Origin of the sequence: Myroides sp. A21 (genome assembly GCF_000807225.1) — a bacterium.
Lineage (GTDB): Bacteria > Bacteroidota > Bacteroidia > Flavobacteriales > Flavobacteriaceae > Flavobacterium > Flavobacterium odoratimimum.
In genome coordinates, this window is the sequence record NZ_CP010327.1 from 3,350,570 (window position 1) to 3,367,078 (window position 16,509).

The 16,509-nt window shown below is 32.5% G+C and carries 17 protein-coding genes; 3 read left to right on the plus strand and 14 right to left on the minus strand.

Features of this window, described 5'->3' with window-relative positions:
- Positions 1–162: 162 nt before the first annotated feature.
- The gene (locus MYRA21_RS14960; protein ID WP_039329606.1) at positions 163–717 is read right to left on the minus strand and encodes a lipocalin family protein; all 555 of its coding nucleotides are present in this window, start codon (positions 715–717) and stop codon (positions 163–165) included.
- 215 nt (positions 718–932) lie between these two features.
- Here MYRA21_RS14960 and MYRA21_RS14965 point away from each other — a divergent pair, with 215 nt between their 5' ends.
- Positions 933–1,931, plus strand: coding sequence for an OmpA family protein (locus MYRA21_RS14965; RefSeq protein WP_006265374.1), 999 nt, complete (start codon positions 933–935; stop codon positions 1,929–1,931).
- A 176-nt stretch (positions 1,932–2,107) separates the two neighbouring features.
- On the opposite strand, the gene MYRA21_RS14970 is transcribed toward MYRA21_RS14965, so the two are convergent.
- The 5 genes from MYRA21_RS14970 to MYRA21_RS14985 all read right to left on the minus strand — a co-directional run bounded on the left by MYRA21_RS14970 (position 2,108) and on the right by MYRA21_RS14985 (position 5,600).
- Positions 2,108–2,872, minus strand: coding sequence for a hypothetical protein (locus tag MYRA21_RS14970; RefSeq protein WP_039329608.1), 765 nt, complete (start codon positions 2,870–2,872; stop codon positions 2,108–2,110).
- Positions 2,873–3,000: 128 nt separating this feature from the next.
- Positions 3,001–3,138, minus strand: coding sequence for a hypothetical protein (locus MYRA21_RS19190; RefSeq protein WP_006263660.1), 138 nt, complete (start codon positions 3,136–3,138; stop codon positions 3,001–3,003).
- 88 nt (positions 3,139–3,226) lie between these two features.
- Complete coding sequence (locus MYRA21_RS14975; protein ID WP_006260145.1) at positions 3,227–4,045, minus strand: GLPGLI family protein; 819 nt, start codon at positions 4,043–4,045, stop codon at positions 3,227–3,229.
- A gap of 217 nt (positions 4,046–4,262) precedes the next feature.
- Positions 4,263–5,051 (minus strand): PhzF family phenazine biosynthesis protein, encoded by a 789-nt coding sequence (locus tag MYRA21_RS14980; RefSeq protein WP_006261303.1) that lies wholly within the window; start codon positions 5,049–5,051, stop codon positions 4,263–4,265.
- An 18-nt stretch (positions 5,052–5,069) separates the two neighbouring features.
- Positions 5,070–5,600, minus strand: coding sequence for an NAD(P)H-dependent oxidoreductase (locus MYRA21_RS14985; protein WP_006265376.1), 531 nt, complete (start codon positions 5,598–5,600; stop codon positions 5,070–5,072).
- Between the two features lie 102 nt (positions 5,601–5,702).
- On the opposite strand from MYRA21_RS14985, the gene MYRA21_RS14990 reads away from it, so the two are divergent.
- The gene (locus tag MYRA21_RS14990; protein WP_006260142.1) at positions 5,703–6,071 is read left to right on the plus strand and encodes a helix-turn-helix domain-containing protein; all 369 of its coding nucleotides are present in this window, start codon (positions 5,703–5,705) and stop codon (positions 6,069–6,071) included.
- A gap of 10 nt (positions 6,072–6,081) precedes the next feature.
- Here MYRA21_RS14990 and MYRA21_RS14995 read toward each other — a convergent pair whose 3' ends face one another.
- The 6 genes from MYRA21_RS14995 to MYRA21_RS15020 all read right to left on the minus strand — a co-directional run bounded on the left by MYRA21_RS14995 (position 6,082) and on the right by MYRA21_RS15020 (position 12,175).
- Positions 6,082–6,330, minus strand: a complete 249-nt coding sequence (locus tag MYRA21_RS14995) for a hypothetical protein (protein WP_006263662.1) — start codon at positions 6,328–6,330, stop codon at positions 6,082–6,084.
- Positions 6,331–6,501: 171 nt separating this feature from the next.
- Positions 6,502–7,524: a cytochrome-c peroxidase gene (locus MYRA21_RS15000; RefSeq protein ID WP_006263663.1), complete on the minus strand. Its 1,023-nt coding sequence runs from the start codon at positions 7,522–7,524 to the stop codon at positions 6,502–6,504.
- 79 nt (positions 7,525–7,603) lie between these two features.
- Positions 7,604–8,470, minus strand: a complete 867-nt coding sequence (locus tag MYRA21_RS15005) for an MbnP family protein (RefSeq protein ID WP_006260139.1) — start codon at positions 8,468–8,470, stop codon at positions 7,604–7,606.
- Between the two features lie 25 nt (positions 8,471–8,495).
- Positions 8,496–10,484, minus strand: a complete 1,989-nt coding sequence (locus MYRA21_RS15010) for a TonB-dependent receptor domain-containing protein (protein WP_006261307.1) — start codon at positions 10,482–10,484, stop codon at positions 8,496–8,498.
- Between the two features lie 5 nt (positions 10,485–10,489).
- Positions 10,490–11,386, minus strand: a complete 897-nt coding sequence (locus tag MYRA21_RS15015; RefSeq protein WP_006265377.1) for a hypothetical protein — start codon at positions 11,384–11,386, stop codon at positions 10,490–10,492.
- A 426-nt stretch (positions 11,387–11,812) separates the two neighbouring features.
- Complete coding sequence (locus MYRA21_RS15020) at positions 11,813–12,175, minus strand: hypothetical protein (protein WP_225581577.1); 363 nt, start codon at positions 12,173–12,175, stop codon at positions 11,813–11,815.
- Positions 12,176–12,626: 451 nt separating this feature from the next.
- Here MYRA21_RS15020 and MYRA21_RS15025 point away from each other — a divergent pair, with 451 nt between their 5' ends.
- The gene (locus MYRA21_RS15025; RefSeq protein WP_039329611.1) at positions 12,627–13,154 is read left to right on the plus strand and encodes a hypothetical protein; all 528 of its coding nucleotides are present in this window, start codon (positions 12,627–12,629) and stop codon (positions 13,152–13,154) included.
- Between the two features lie 88 nt (positions 13,155–13,242).
- Here MYRA21_RS15025 and MYRA21_RS15030 read toward each other — a convergent pair whose 3' ends face one another.
- Positions 13,243–15,042, minus strand: coding sequence for a WG repeat-containing protein (locus MYRA21_RS15030; protein WP_039329613.1), 1,800 nt, complete (start codon positions 15,040–15,042; stop codon positions 13,243–13,245).
- Complete coding sequence (locus MYRA21_RS15035) at positions 15,039–16,394, minus strand: hypothetical protein (RefSeq protein WP_039329615.1); 1,356 nt, start codon at positions 16,392–16,394, stop codon at positions 15,039–15,041. Before MYRA21_RS15035 ends, MYRA21_RS15030 begins: the two co-directional genes overlap by 4 nt.
- Positions 16,395–16,509: the final 115 nt, after the last annotated feature.

The following is a 16,509-nucleotide window of genomic DNA, read 5'->3' on the forward strand; positions in this document are numbered from 1 at the left end:
ACATTATCATTTGTACCCTACTTGTAATATAACGATATATATTTAAAAAAACATATCCTACAGTAAATAATGGTTAGATAATCACAACTGTGTTAATAATAAACGTAACTTACATATTCCTAAGCTATATCTATAAAGTCTCTTTAGAGAATACTCTTCTTATTATTTTAAATAGGGATTATTGTTCTTATCATGCTCTACCCATATAAGCTTGCTAGTATCATATCCAACTTCTTTAGCAATTTCTAAATACTTTACTTTCACATCTTCAGGCAAAGTTTTTTCTCTAGATAGAATCCATAAATAATCAAGATTCTTCCCTGCTATTAAAGCATATCGATAATCTTCATCTAAAGCAATGACATTATAACCAGAATAGAAAGGCCCAAAGAAACTAACTTTTAAAGCTGCTGTTCCTTTATCTTTTCTAAACTTTGCTACTCCTTTTGCTACAGACCACTCCTTCCCTACGTAATTATATCCACTATTAAGAACCTCTACATTCCCATCTTTATCTAGACTGTACTGAGCTGAAGTATTATTCAAATCTTTTTCAAATCGAAAGTCAAAACGCGCTATCTCATACCACGTTCCCAAATAACGGTCAACATCAAAATTAGTAACTGGCATAGCTTTCTCTGGAATATCACTATTATTACACGATATTAAGAAGGTTGCACAAAAGAATAATAAACTGAAACGGATAAAGTAATTCATAATTAGTACATTTTGAGTTTTATCAAAAATAAAAAAACTACTTTTAATACAACTATATTATTTAGAATTATTTTAAACAATATTTATTATTGAATAAAAAGGTCTATCTATATTAAGTTTTCATTCCTTTTTAAAATTTAATATCCTATCTATCATTTTTTTACCGATTTTTGAATTGTCAAAAAACAACAATAATCGAATCAAAAGCTCAGATCATGAAAAAAACCACACTTTTATTAGCAATGGCATTAATCGTTATGTCTTGTAACCAAAAGAACAAAGAAGAAAATAACCCCGAAATAACAACTGAACAAACCTCAACAAATGTTGAAGAAATAGACACACCTAAAGCTGGATTTAATATTGAAGATATAGCTTATAGCAAAGCAGATATAGGTACTTTCCCATTCTTTACCTTACCTAAAGGATTAAAAGAAATGAACAAACCATTTCAGAAAAACTTTGATGTATGTTACTTCCCTATTGATGGAGTAATGATTCCTATTGAAGGAAAACTGTATAAAACTAATGTAACTGCTGTAGCAGGGGAAGAGTTTTCTCAACGCTACTTTGAAAAAAGCTTAGAGGATTATTTAAATTCTATAGGAGCAGTAAAAGTTTTTGAAGGAGAAATCACAGGGGAAGAATATGAACGTTATAATAAACAAGATCCGAATAAAGGAGATGAAGGAGATATCGGATATACTGGAGAATTAATTAAACTTTATATTATCCGTACACATAATCAAGGAAACGTTTATATCCAATACACTGCTAATAATGCAGGTGGTAAGCTTAATATCTTACAAGAAGAAGCCCTACAGCAGACAATTACTAAAATTACAGCAGACGAAATAGTAAAAGACCTAACAGAGAAAGGTAAATCTATCTTATATATCAACTTTGATATCGATAAGTCTACACTTACTCAAGATGGAGAAAAAACAGTTGATGAAATAGCAGTTGCCTTAAAGAAAGATCCTTCTTTAAAGATTTCAATTGAAGGACATACAGACAATACAGGAGAAGCATCTCACAACAAAAAACTATCTACCGATAGAGCTAATGCAGTAATGAATGCTTTAATAAAACAAGGCATCGCTAAAGAGAAACTATCCGCTAAAGGTTTGGGTGCAGAGAATCCATTAGTTGCTAATGACTCGGACAGCAATAAGGCTAAGAACAGAAGAGTCGAATTAATTCGAGTAAAATAAGACTATATCAATAGTGCCCTCCTTTAAACATGCTCCAATAAGTTAGACACTTTTGGGGCATGTCTTAATGCATATGCTGCAGGTCGTTCTATCTGAATATCGTATTAAAATCATATTATATATTTGTATCATGTGTCCTAACAGAATATAATATGTAATTACCTATTTCTAATACATTAAAATATTCCCTTAAACGTAGGAGGACTAAACTTAATTCGCTTTCCTTCCCATTCTGTTATATTACCAGAACTATCCATAAAGGCAAACTCTATTTCATAATCATTATCTCTTTTAAAACTAAAAGCCCCTGAACACATACCATGCCCTACACTAATAGTATCTTTATAAGCAACTAAATAATAAGTAGTTTCTTCTTTTGTCTTTACATTTTTCATTGTAGTCTTTACTAAGAACTCTGAATCATCTTTGGCAGGATTAGAAAATATCACATTAGAAGAAGGACCACATCCATACATAACGTTTTCTTTCTTTTCTATCTTAGGCTTAGAAGCAACCACAGGTTTATCAGTATCTACAGTAGGCAATACCTTATACTTTATGGCTTCATATTCACCCGACTCTGTATTACGTCTTTCTAATTTGTCATGTTGAGGTAGATTATCAATTACTAAGGTATATTCAAGGCCTGCCTCTAACTCGTTCTCAGGCTTTAAGATAGCTTGTGTCAAATTAAAACTACCTACGTAAGTCTCTGTCACAATTAAAGGCACTATCTTATCCCCACTTTTAAGATATATGGGATATTCCTTATTAAGCGCTTTAATGATTGATTGACTGTCAGCATAGCCCTCTATCATAAAGATAGCGTTCTGATTAATGGTCGATCCATTAGGGAAAGTACTTAAGCCAAACGATCCATATTTTGCATAAACAGACATCATGCTAAACAAAGCGATAAGTAAGGTTAAAACTTGTTTCATATTATTACTCTTTATTAATACCTTATCTAAGATAATCTATTCTTATAAAAATTATAGCTAGTAAGCATAAAAAAGCCTATATCAATAGTAATCCCTTTGATATAGGCTTTATATTTTATGTCCAAAAACTACTTCTTATTAGCCATTTGGTTCACTATTTCTTTTAGAAGTGTTTTTCGCTTAACAGCTGCTTCCTGTTCTTTCTTCTTCTTTTTGTCTATTTTATCCTTGACAGCCTTTCTATTGGCAGGTGTATTTCTTCCCATTGTTATCTGTATTACTATATACTTTAGTGCAAAGTTATCATACTCCTATCAATCAGCATTACTTCCATCAGTAATAAATATGATTTAATTAAAAATCTTTTTCTATAGGATTACTACTTAAGATCAGTTTCTGTTTCATCCCTGCTGGATATTGATCTATATTTTTTGCATTTCCAGGATTTAACTCTATCAGTAAATCTACAGCTGTTTTATTATAAAAAACCTTATCTGCTTTCTTAGCTTGTTTTTTAGACACCTCTTCATAATTAGCTAATCCATCTAAAGCATCCTTAGCTAATTTTATATTTTGGCTGTTGGTAAATTCAAAAGCGTACTCTCCTGCCGCATCCCATGCCTTAACTACAAACCCCGGTAGATTATTAAACTTATAAGGGCCATTTAAGGCAGGAATGTCTGTTGTAAATAAAGCATACCACACACGTCCACCGTAGCTTGTTGTAGCCTCTTGTACCTTATATCCCTCCCATTGAGTTACTTCAGGAGCAATTGTCCATTTGATACTATTTTTATCCTCTTTATAATAATACTTTTGTCTATTTTGTTCAAGATAAAACTTATTTTCATCAGCATTACTATATATAGACCAAGCAAAACCAGATTTAAACTGCCTTAGTTTATTCATTATATCCATTCTAGACAATGATTTATCTGTCTTCGAGATTGTCATAAACTCACTTCGCTGTAGGCTTCCATAATCAGTAAAACGAGAGTTACTTTGATTAATATCTAGAATAGCTACCCCTTCCGTTATCTGATCTGTTTTTTGAGGATCCTTTAAGATTTTTGTGCTATAAAAGAATCTACTGACAGCAATAGAATCATTAGACTCTTGTGCAAAAGTGTTACCTACCAATGCTAAGGTTAAAATAAGACAAAGTTTTTTCATGATAAATATTTAGTTTTTTTAAGTGTTTGTTACTAGACTAGTAAACATATAAAAAAACTTCTAATTACCTCCTAAATATTTAATATTGATTTTATTGCCTTGATAACAATCTAGAACTAATCTCCATCTGTCATTAAGAAATAGACTGTTAATAATCAGTAAACTCCCCCTAAAATACAAAAGAGGATAAGCTTTACTTATCCTCTTTTGAGTTATATTATTCTATCCCAAACTGTCCCTTAGAATAAACTCTTGCTTTACCAGCTACGATTACCCTTTCGGCTTTATTTTCACAGTATAACTCACCACCTCTTTCTGATATTTGCTTTGCAAAAAGTATATGCTTGCCTAATCGTGATGACCAGAATGGAATAAGAGAACAATGTGCTGATCCAGTTACGGGATCCTCAAGAATAGTAGACTGAGGTGTGAAATATCTAGAAACAAAATCACTCTCTACCCCTGTTGATGTTACCACCACACCCCCTGGGTCTAGGTTGATTAAATCTAATACAGATTGATTCACTTTAATATTCTTTATCTCTTCCTCTGACTCATAGACTAAGATATAATCTCTAGATTTAAAAACTTCTTTAGGCTGTATATTAAGTGATTTAGCAATAACATCAGGTAATGATGAAGCCTCTGGCATTCTTGAAGGAAAATCCATATAGTACATTCCGTCCTTAACCTCTACGATTAGCTCACCACTTTTGGTGTCAAATACAATTCTGTCCTTTGGATAGTTTAATATACTAGATAGACAGTGTGCTGTAGCCAATGTAGCATGACCACATAAGTCCATTTCTATCTCAGGAGTAAACCATCTCAAATGAATACTATCTCCGTTATCAATAAAGAATGCTGTCTCTGCAACCGCATTCTCTCTTGTTATTTTAAATAATACCTCGTCAGGTAACCAACTTTTTAAGGGTACAACACAAGCTGGGTTTCCATGAAAAATATGTTCTGTAAAGGCATCTATTTGATATAATTCTAATGTCATTATCTACTTTTTAAAATATTATATTGTTTCTATAAATTGTACGTAAGGAATTACACTGTTTTTGATGGTTTCTACTGAGCTATCCTGCTCTATACCATAGTATGCATAGAATCCTTGATAGTCAGCCTTAATGTAATTAAAGGTTACTTCAAAAGGGGCTAACAGTTGTTCTAGAGTATATTTATACTTTCCATCTGCACTATATTCCTGCTCATCAATCCCAGCTGTTATAGCTAATCCTATTTTCTTATTACTCATCTTATAACCACTCTGACTACCATAAGCCCAACCATAAGTCAGTACTTCATCTAACCACGTTTTAAACAAAGGAGGACAATTAAACCAGTAAAAGGGAAATTGAAATACAATATGATCATAGGATTCTATCAATTCCTGTTCTTTTTGAATATCAAGTATTCCGTCAGGATATTCACTGTGTAAATTATGAATAAAGTATCGTTCAGGAGATTGTTCTAACTCCTTTAACCATAACTTATTTACAATAGATTCTCCAAAATTAGGATGGATTAAGATCACTAATGTACGCATCATTTCTTAGCATTAATCGTTATTACTACTGCAAAAATAGGGAGTTCAAACAGCTTTTTGTACCTTAGCGCCCAATTGTTAGATACTATCAAAAAAGTAAGTATGACCAAAATTAAGGAGACTTCTACTCACTTCGAAAACAAAAAAGCCCTTGAAAATGAATGTAATGAGGTATATGCCACAAGTATAATTGGAGGGCAATGGACGATGGCTATTTGTTGTTATTTACTTGAAGGGAAGATGCGTTTTGGAGAGATTAAAAAGGTATTACCAAATATTACAGAAAGAGTGCTTACTCTTCAACTACGCAAATTAGAAGAGAATAAGGTTATTATCCGCACTATATATCCAGAAGTTCCGCCACGAGTAGAATACGAACTTACACCTATAGGTCTAAAACTAGCTCCCATTATTAAAGCTCTAGGCAAATGGGGAGCTGAGCATAAAAACCTTGAAGAAGAAACTAAATAAACATAGCAAGTTATTTCTCTTGTCTAGATTCTATCTCTTTTCTAATATTTTTAGCAGTAGTGAATAAGTTTATCACAATTGGCAAAAGTGCAAAAGGAACAGCTATTAAAGCATTGAAGCCTTTTGTCAAAGCTCTATATCCCAAGAACACCAAGAGAACAAGAAGCATCCCTACCAATAAACCAGCTAATACTTTTGACTGTTTTTCTTTTTGTTTTAATTCTTCAGTAGTGTAATTTGTGTAATCTGCCTTATTCATCTTTTTTAGTATTTAATATCTTATCTAGCTAATAAGTAGTTCAATATAATAATTTGTTACACTCTTTTTAAAGTATTCAATTAAAATAACTATCTATAAAAGAATATCCTAACTACAAACAAACACTTTACATAACAACCAATAAAACACACTATATCAATAACTAACACATTACTTACCAATAAACTTAGAATCACTTAAAGTAGACATAAAAGCAATTAAAGCTTCTTTCTCTGCTTCACTAAGTGCGATACGATTGTTTGCCTCTTTGAAAATAGGGTCTAAGTTATCTGCATCTAATACTCCTCTATCAAAGTAATCCAACACCTCTTTTAAAGAGCTAAACTGCCCAAAGCTTCCATAAGGTGCAGTATATTCAATATTTCGAAGAGAAGGTACCCTAAAGCTCATATAGTCTTTTAAATCACCCGTTACCCTAGCTCTCCCTGCTTCATTACTATCGAGATTGATAGGAAAACCAATATTTCTAAAACTTTGATCTGTAAAAAGTGCTCCACTATGGCAGCTACTGCACTTCTGAGTAAACACCTTGTACCCATAAGCCTCTTGACTAGTAAATTTCTCTTGTCCTAACTGAACACGATCGTACTTACTATCAGCAGAGATCAGCGTATACTCATACTGAGCGATACTCTTATATATTCTCTCTGGAGTCATAGACTCATCTCCATAAGCTTTTTTAAACAGCTTTTTATACTCTATATCAGTTCCTATTTTATCTAGTACTTCTACGATAGAAGAGTTCATTTCTTCATGTGTAATAATAGGCACGATAGGTTGATTCTCTAATTGAAGTTTACTACCATCCCAATTGTAATATTTCATAAAGAGTAAGTTCTGAATAGGAGGCGCATTGCGAAGCCCTACCCTTCCTTCTATACCTATCGCTTGAGCGTGATGATCTGCATAAGCAGATTCTTGTATATGACAGCTAGAACAGGAGATTGTATTATCCTTGCTCAACCTTGGATCTGTAAACAGTTTTTCTCCTAATTCAACTCCATACTTTGTAGGTTTATTTTTTAAAGCAGCGGAGTTCCACTCTGGAAAACTAGTAGGAATTCCTAACTCTATCTCTGGATTGTCAATCACAATATCTTCATACTCATCCTTATTACAAGAGATTAAGCACAGTAGAAGTAATAGTACACTTATTTTTGTTGTTGTTTTCATTTGTAATAGCAATTATATAAAACCCTTTAGAAGACAAAGAGCTGTTATGTAGATAACAGCTCTTCTATACTTGTACTTCTTATTTTACACTGATAATAGAGAACATTCCAGTAACATCACTCGTTCCATTTCCTCCTAAATTATCTACAAACTTCACCATCTGTACTGCTGTATGAATATTAGGTGTAGCATTATCATTTGGCCCTTTACCTGTACTTAATTTAATTGTATTCGATTTCCCTGTTAATAGTTTATCAAAGTCAGCTTTAATCTTAATCGTTGGCGCAGAACTTCCCACCACTGCATGCGTTGGTAAGTTTAAGACTACCTCTCTATACGCATCTACACCTTGTATTAGTTCACCATTATCTCCATCATCTAGAGTACTTCCTGTGTGTATAGACATCTGCTTTTTATCAGCATCATAGAATCCTTCTATCTTAGTAAAACGATATCCTGTTCCCCATTCCCACATCATCTCAGTATCATTAGCTCCAGCGTTAGCATAAAAAACAGGAAACTTAATTTGATCAAGAACATTTAGATCACTGCGTACACCTAGACCAAATTTGATTTGTTTATACTCTCCTCTAGGGATATTAGTTAATAAGTAATTTAATGTCTCTGTCTTCGCTTGGTTAACAACAGTTGCTCCTTTATCTAAATCATTCACATGATAAGGAATCTCTTTTCCATCATTTTTAATTAGACGAATATTACTAATCACATATTTTAATTCAGAAAATTGATGTTCTTGCCCCTCTGCAGATTTATTAACAGTAGCAGAAGAAGAACTAGCATCACCTAGAACAATTACTTTATCCTTGAATGTATTTGTAAACTCTAAAGTCACATTATTAGCAACAGCGTTACTATCATCATTAGAACAAGAAACAACAGCTAATGAAGCTGCAAATAGTAAAAAGCTCTTTGTTAAATTTTTCATTTGTCTTATTTATTAGGTTTTATTTTTAAAAGTTTATTTTTAGAGACGTGAATACATTACGTCCCATCCTAGGGATATTACCCCAATCTGCATAAGTACTATAGTACTCATTAAGTAAATTCTCTGCTCCTACTTGAAACACTGTTTTAAAGTTTTTGATATAAAAAGTGTAATCAACTGAAGCATTCCAAATCGTGTATGATGGAGTCAAACTCTCTCCGTATTCTGGACTAAAATCTCGTTGTTTCGCATCACCATTGATAGAAGTCTGTATACTAAAATCTCTGAATAGATAGTGTAAAGACGTCTGATAACTAAATGGTCTAATGAAAGGCAAGTTTCCCTTCTCGTTATCTTGACCTCTAGCATACGTCACACCACCTTTCCAATGCAAATCATCCATGATGTGATAGTCTGCATTAAGAGCGAAGTTAAATAGCGTAGCGTAGTCTAAAGAGGTATATCCTTTTACACCAACTGACTGATAATTCATCGGACTACCTAAGCTCAATATTCTTCCGATAACATAATTCTTGATATAGAAGTAATTCACCTTAGCTTGTAGTGAAAATTTATCTCCTTTATACCCAACACTTGCATTTAACTCATTAGAAATCTCATTTTTTAAATTAGGATTTCCGATGTAGTCATAGCGATCATAACTATTGTAGATATAATATCCATAAGCTTCCGACACAGAAGGCGCTCTATGCCCATATCCTACACCAACAGAGAAATTAAATCGATTAATATCCATTTCATAGCTAGTGTGTAGACTTGGTAAGAACCTTGTCTTCTCTTGTGGGCTACCTGGATGAAAAATCCAGTTAAACTCTATATACTTTGAGTAATTATAGTTTATTCCTGCTGACCCTCCGAAATTCAGTCTATGATCATCAGAGAACTCTATCGTATTATTCAATGATACCCCTGCATAAGTCGTCGTTACCCATGGCCAACTATACGCAAACATTGTTTGTTTAGAGCGATCCTGTGGGTACATACGCATTTCTGCAATCGAGAGATTATTATAAGCGTTCAATTGTAATTCAGAAGAATACTTTCCACTTTTAAAGTTTGCTTTAGACAGTAACCCGTAAGTAGTACTCCAGCCTGGCATATCCATATGCACCAAATTCTCTGGACGTGTAGTATCATCCATATAATGCTCTATCGCATTAAAATAAGCCTTGGTATCCCAAACACGTATAAATTTGTCCTCAAATAGCTGTTTATAGGATACAGAAGTAATCAATGCACGAGAAAGCCATAAGTCCATTGGTAAAGCAGGGAAACCAACATCTTTAGCAACGTCAAAAATAACATCTGCTCGCAATGAAGATAAACCACCTGTCTTATAAGCCAATCCTAAAGCTGTATTAAATTTTTTGTACTGTGAGTGCTTTACCTCATCGTTATTTCCATCTTTATAATTACTAGCTTCCCGATAAGCAATACTAGCGTCACCAGCTAGTTTTTCACTTGAGAACGAAACATTACCAAGATTAAAGAACTGTTTATTATTAAACTCGAACCCACTTTGATAGGCTCCAGTCCATACCTGCCCTATCCCAAAGGCTGTAGTTTTTCGTTTAAGATCAATACTCCCAGCCACAGTAGCTCCATGCATTCCTCCTTCTTGCCCAGATTTAATATCTATAGTAGATAGATTATTACTCTCTACATAAGAAGTAACAGGGTCCATCTTATCTGTACATGCACCAAAAATATGCATCCCATCAATAGTCAAGGTAGAGCGTTCTGTACTCATATTATTCAGCATAGGCTCCCATGCATAAGCCCCTCTTTTGATAAAACTTATTTGTTCTGAAGAAGCCAAAAACTCATCGACAGACACAGCCATTTTCATCTCTGTCTCTATTCTCTTCTTCGCTTGAACTAGCATAGAGATTTCGTCTAATACAGTTGGTATACTATCTTGTAGGCCTTTATTATCTTGTGCTACACTCGCTGTTGTAACCCCTAAGATTAATATGGTAATAAAAGGTTTCATAATAATTAAAATAAAGTATCTATATGTAGTTCACTTTTCTTTCCTTCTACACCTGGTGTAAAGTCACTAGGTACAGTAGTTCCCTTTAGAATACGACCATGTTGGTTTAGCATAATAAAATTCAATGTCCAGTTACCTGTCATTGTATAGTTCACTACACCATAATAGAACTTATCCTCACGTTGTACTAGATCTTTATTATTAGGAGAAGAGTGATTCCCCATCGAAGGTTCAGGCATTCTAGGATCTAGTAATAAGGTATAATTATCAACTACCGTATAAGCATCTTTTAAACTACTGTTTCCAGCATTAAGTTTATATATTCCGGCTACAAGTTCGTTTTCTGCTACCTTTGGTTTTATAGGTGCTACTAATGCTATAATATAATCCTCCTTGTCAATCCCTCTAAAAGAAGTCATATTAAGATTCTTATTGTTTTGCTTTTCAACGAAAACAAGCTGACTCGCTTTTATACTTTGATTTTTGTCCTTAAATGCAATCTCCACTTTCCAGTCACCTTGAGTATTCTCTTGCGTAAAAACAGAAAAACCTTTATAGACTTTCTCTCCTTTATCATACACCAGATCATATAGATTAGGGCATGACTCTATCTTCCCTTCTGCAGTAGTATAGATAGGTAAGAATGTCACTTTTGCATTCTCTACGACTTGCTTTGTAGTTGCATCAGTGATTTTTAATCTTACTTCATTATACCCTTTGTACAGATGTCCATTAAGGGCTTCTAGGCTTATTGTATAGTTGTCTTTTTGGATTGAGACTACTTCCTTAAATTCATTATGCTCAGGATTCGTAATATTACTTTCTGATTCATAATCTGTTTTATCAATAGTACAAGCTGTAGTAAACAGAAACAGTACTACTATCCACGTTAAGATTCTCATTGTTACATAAAAGTGTGTACATGACTAGGCGAATCTGTATGATTCTTTTTTATAGATCAAATCATACACCTGATCTTTTAACCCAAAATCAGTGTACAGCATTAAGGACATCATCAAGTATATTGACAATATCATCGGTTAAACTATTTTACTTATTTTACCCCAAAAGCATACAGTAGATGCTTGCCATCATAGAGATATAGACATCGTATTTCTAAGTAGATATAGAAACTCTCCTATAAAATCACTTAGCACCATGCAGTACATACTACAAAAGATACAACTGATTATACTGGCGTATACAGATCAATGTACTATACCAATATATGATCCACTATACATGAAACGGGATATGATTACTTACTATCTAGACCAACAATCACGTTAGATATAGAAACAAATAATCTACTAAAAGTCAATAGTTTATTAGACAGGAGGTCTAAAAAGGAAATCGTTGAAAGTATAAGTATATACACTATCAAGGCTAAAGAACGCCTTAAACGTATAATTCTTAAATAAATGAATAGATGTGTTATTTACAATATCTTGAAAATAAACCAGCTGTATTTCTGCCGAAGCAAAATTGCTTTTACTTTTATCTTTACCTGTATCAGAAGCATTAGCCATCTCTTTAGATAGATGACACATTCCATTACATTCTAGCTCTGGCTTATCTCTGTTCACACAAAGTTCATCCTTGATATAATCATATAGCACCACATATTCAACAACCGGAAGTACTGGTTTGAATAACATGAATAGGGATAATATGACGATTGCAAATTTCACGAGTACAAAATTCTGACTATTTTTTCAATCTACAAAATCTAGGATTGTTTATATAAATCAATAGCCTAAAAATGTAAATAGAAGTCCCCTGTTTTCGGAGGAATAAGGTATGATCCTATTTCACCTACTCGATAGATATTCAAAATATAAATGAACTGAATACCACCTCTATTCTAATTAAAAAAGAATATAATTAGATATATTTGAAGTTAAATAGGTTCTTGTGATAATTTAGTCTACTATAGCTATAGGAGGTTAATAATCTATTTTCCTTGCACTTTCTAGGAGTTTGCTTGCAGTTTCCTTGGGGTTTCCTTGCCTAGAAGGCTGTTTTGTCGAAGAAACCTGCAAGAATACCCCTAGCAATCCTCAAGCAAAGCAATAGAAAACCTTTTAATATTAGTACTAACTTATCACTAAACTATATTACCTTATTTAATACATTATAAATATGATAGACACACCATTTAGCATAAAAGTCTCTAACCTTCATTGGTTAAACAATATAGATGATGAGTCTGATCTATGTGCACATGGAGATGTATTCCTTAAGATTGGAGATGAAGTAATATCTAACGACCTTACCCAAGGGGTTACTGTCTCTGCTACTGCTCTTTATCTATTAAGAAGTCTAACCGAAGACCTAAATGAGTCTAATCATGATAGCCAGCTGATACCATGCTGTGGTTTTTTAATGTATTTTGATGAACAGGAACGCCTTGTTATAGGGGGATGTCCTACTGGAATAGATTGGACTATAGAACATCTACCACATCATAAAGTAAGGCATATATCTGAAAATGGAACGGAAGCTATAATAGATAAAAATGAATACCAAAAGATAGTCTATACTTTCGTAGATGAAATCGAAAACTTCTATAAAAACAGTAGTCCTAAAAAGCTTCCAACTAATGATCTAGAAAAAGATACTTACTTAGCATTATGGAAAGAATGGCGAAAATTAAGAGATAATATATAAAACCACATTACACTAAACAGACACCCCTCCATTGATAGAAATCTATGGAGGGGTGTCTATAATAACTTATGGAGGTATATATTGTCCCTTATTTCTTTTCTTTCTCTCCTTTATGATTATAAGTACCGTCACTTAAGCCCATCGTTCTCTTTCCAAAATTACTTGATGAAGAGTAACTTCTATTCACAAACTTAGATACTTTCTCATTTTTTAAATTAATTAAACCTAAAGCATCATTTAAATATACAGGCGCTATCCCATAAGAAAAAGGTCCTTTAACGTCATCATACATAAATGGAATAACAGTCTTATTATGTATATCTACAAAGCCCCACTTCTCATTCTGCTTGACAGCAAATAATAAATCGCTTGGCAATAAATCAGTCATATCGTCAAAAGCCTTTACATCATCATACTGAATAGGTACAACAATCTTTCCTTCTGTATTCATAAAGCCAAATTTATTATTCTTCTCTACAACGAAATATCCTTTTTCAGCAGTTCGAACTTTATCTACATTAGCGATTTTCTGTGGTGCTAGGGTGTTCTTATTTAGTAGATAATATGAAGCATTCGATTCGATTAAAGTGAAATTATACTTATTATTCATCTCATAGTTATCTACCTTCATGATTTTTTTATTCGTTGGATCTACTAATTCCCATGGAGATTCATCATCCTCTTTTATGACTATAAAATTATTGACTAGATTATCCACTTTATAATAAGTAAGGGGTTGCATCTCTAATTTATCATTCAAATAAAAGTATTGTCTGTTTGTTCTAAAATAACAATCATTAATAAAAGTATAAGTGCCTGCAAACTCTTTTACTAATTTTAGATCTTTATTGTATATCAATGTTTTATCATCTTTATAGTCAATAAAGCGAGTACTAGGCATACTATTACTCAATGTCATGGTTATATCTCTTTGATAAGTTTCACTCCCCTTATAAAGAACTATTTTATCTATAGGCTCTCCAAACTCATAATATAGATAAGTAACCTGCTCCGATTTTTTATAATCAGTTGATAATTGCTTCTCTAATGCGTCCATTTTAGCTCCTATATCCTTTTTGAATTGAGAATGTTCCATATTGATATTCTCTTCAGAAAGTGCTAGAATCTCTCCAATTTTCTTTATACAAAGCTGTAAAAAAAGATCAAACTGATCTGGATGTATACCAGATCGTTGAAATCTATAGCTCTTTACACGTCTTTTATCTTTTAAGATTGCTTGAATATCATCAAACTCTAATTGATTAGAGGAAGTCTTAAGCAGTACACTTTTATCTGATACTTCCACTACCTCTATATCTACTCCATCATATTTCACTTTTTGATGAACTGTAGCAGGAAGTACGATACTATCTAGTTTTTTCATGGTAGAAAAAGGAATCCTAATATCTATCTTATCTACAGCCTTAGTAAGTCCTAGCTCAGTAGTGAAATGTGTATTCACATCCTTCTTCACCTCCATATTCTGTGTTGTACCATCGTAATAATACACCTTTTCTACATAGACAGGAGCCTTAATATCATCTAGAGACTTATAGATGGCAGGGTCTTTTATAAGTTGTATTGTCACAGCGTCTCCTGCTATAAAATCTATAAACTGAATATTAGCTTGGATTAATAGATCGATATTAGCATCATACTCCTGTTGATTAAAAGCTAGTTTTAAGGGAGCGACTACAGTAGGTTTACTTGGTTTATCATTGCTTTTGCTAAATAATCTTACAAACCGATTAAGGTCTTCTAAATCACTTTTAAGTAAATCAATATACTCTTGATTGGTAGCAGTAGCCTTATACTTTTTTATATCAACTTGTGCTGTTGCTACCTGCGTGATTAAAAAAAGTATACATATATTTAGGTATGTTTTCATCGGATAATTTTTAATTCGTCTGTATTCTGATCTATGTAAAACATAAAGGATATATTCTCTATATAACTTAGACCAACTGCTTTTAAATATGAAGTTTTATCTAGCGCTTCTAAGTAAGCTAATTTTCCATCATTACTGATATGCAGTTTGGTTTGTTGTGCGGTTACAACCTTCAAAGATTGTTCTAGCATATATTCCATATTGTCATAGTCATGATATGATTTTTGTTCAGTACTATTATAGTTATACGTATATTTTTCTAAGAACGAATCATATAGTAGTTGGGTAATCTGATTAAGATTTTTATCTAATATCAGGGCTGCGTACTCTGCATAGAACTGTTTGATTCGCTTTTCGAGATTCTTTTCTTTGCGAAGGTTTTTTCCCTTAGACCATCCTGTAACTTTATAATCTACTAAAGGTTTTAGTTGATGATTAAATCTAATATCTTTCTTTGTATAATCATTTGTACCATAATAATGATGGTATTGTATTTGGCGATTTTCTACAATGGTATCTATTAGATAAACTTGATTGTTAAACAGATCTATAGTTTCTATAATATCACCTTTTCTATTGACATATTCGATAGCTACACTAGCATTTGATTTTTTAGGAATATGCGTCATGATATTACCTTTATCATCAATACCAGGTGTGAAGGCAAAGGACAAGTCAATAGGTGTCTCTGGATTTAGGATATATGGGTTAAGTACAATAGTTTCATAACACGAATACTTATCTTTCTCGTTTTTTGACAATATAGGGATACCATTTACTAAAACACTAGGTACAACATTATTACAGTTTACATACAACTGACAAATAAGCCCCTCTTTATTTATCATTAATTCATCTGATAAATTAGCAATAGGGTTATCAACTACTCTTGAGAAAGTGATTTGCATTCTTCCCTTGGTATCCTCCGTTATTTCTTCTTTCGTTTTTGCTTTTACTGTAAGCTCAATAGTAAAGTTACGAGTAGCAACCTTATAAATAAGCTCATAATACATTTCCTCAACTGTTAAGTTATTTGGATATACTTTTTCTAAATAGTCAATTAATTTAGTAGTTGTATTTTTAACTGAAGTATCAATAGAACACATAAAGTAATCTTTATAAAAATATACCTCCTTAATAGGTATATTATTCCACTGCCCTTTATCATTAGACTTAAAGTAACTGTTATTATGATCAAAAGTATTCGTTTCATACAGTTTCTTATAACTATCCAATGTTGTAATCTTATCTAGTATAACGGGTGACTGAGCCATTATAGAAGAAGGAAGTAACAAGATGAATATTAAGACTATTGAATTAATAGTCTTAATAAATATATGAAAAATATTCATTTATAAAATATGTTAATAAAGATGCTAATTTAAGAATAAAATTAACATTACTACTATAATTATTAATACTTTCGCATCGATTATAGTACCTTATAATAGGTGCTTTATTAAATTA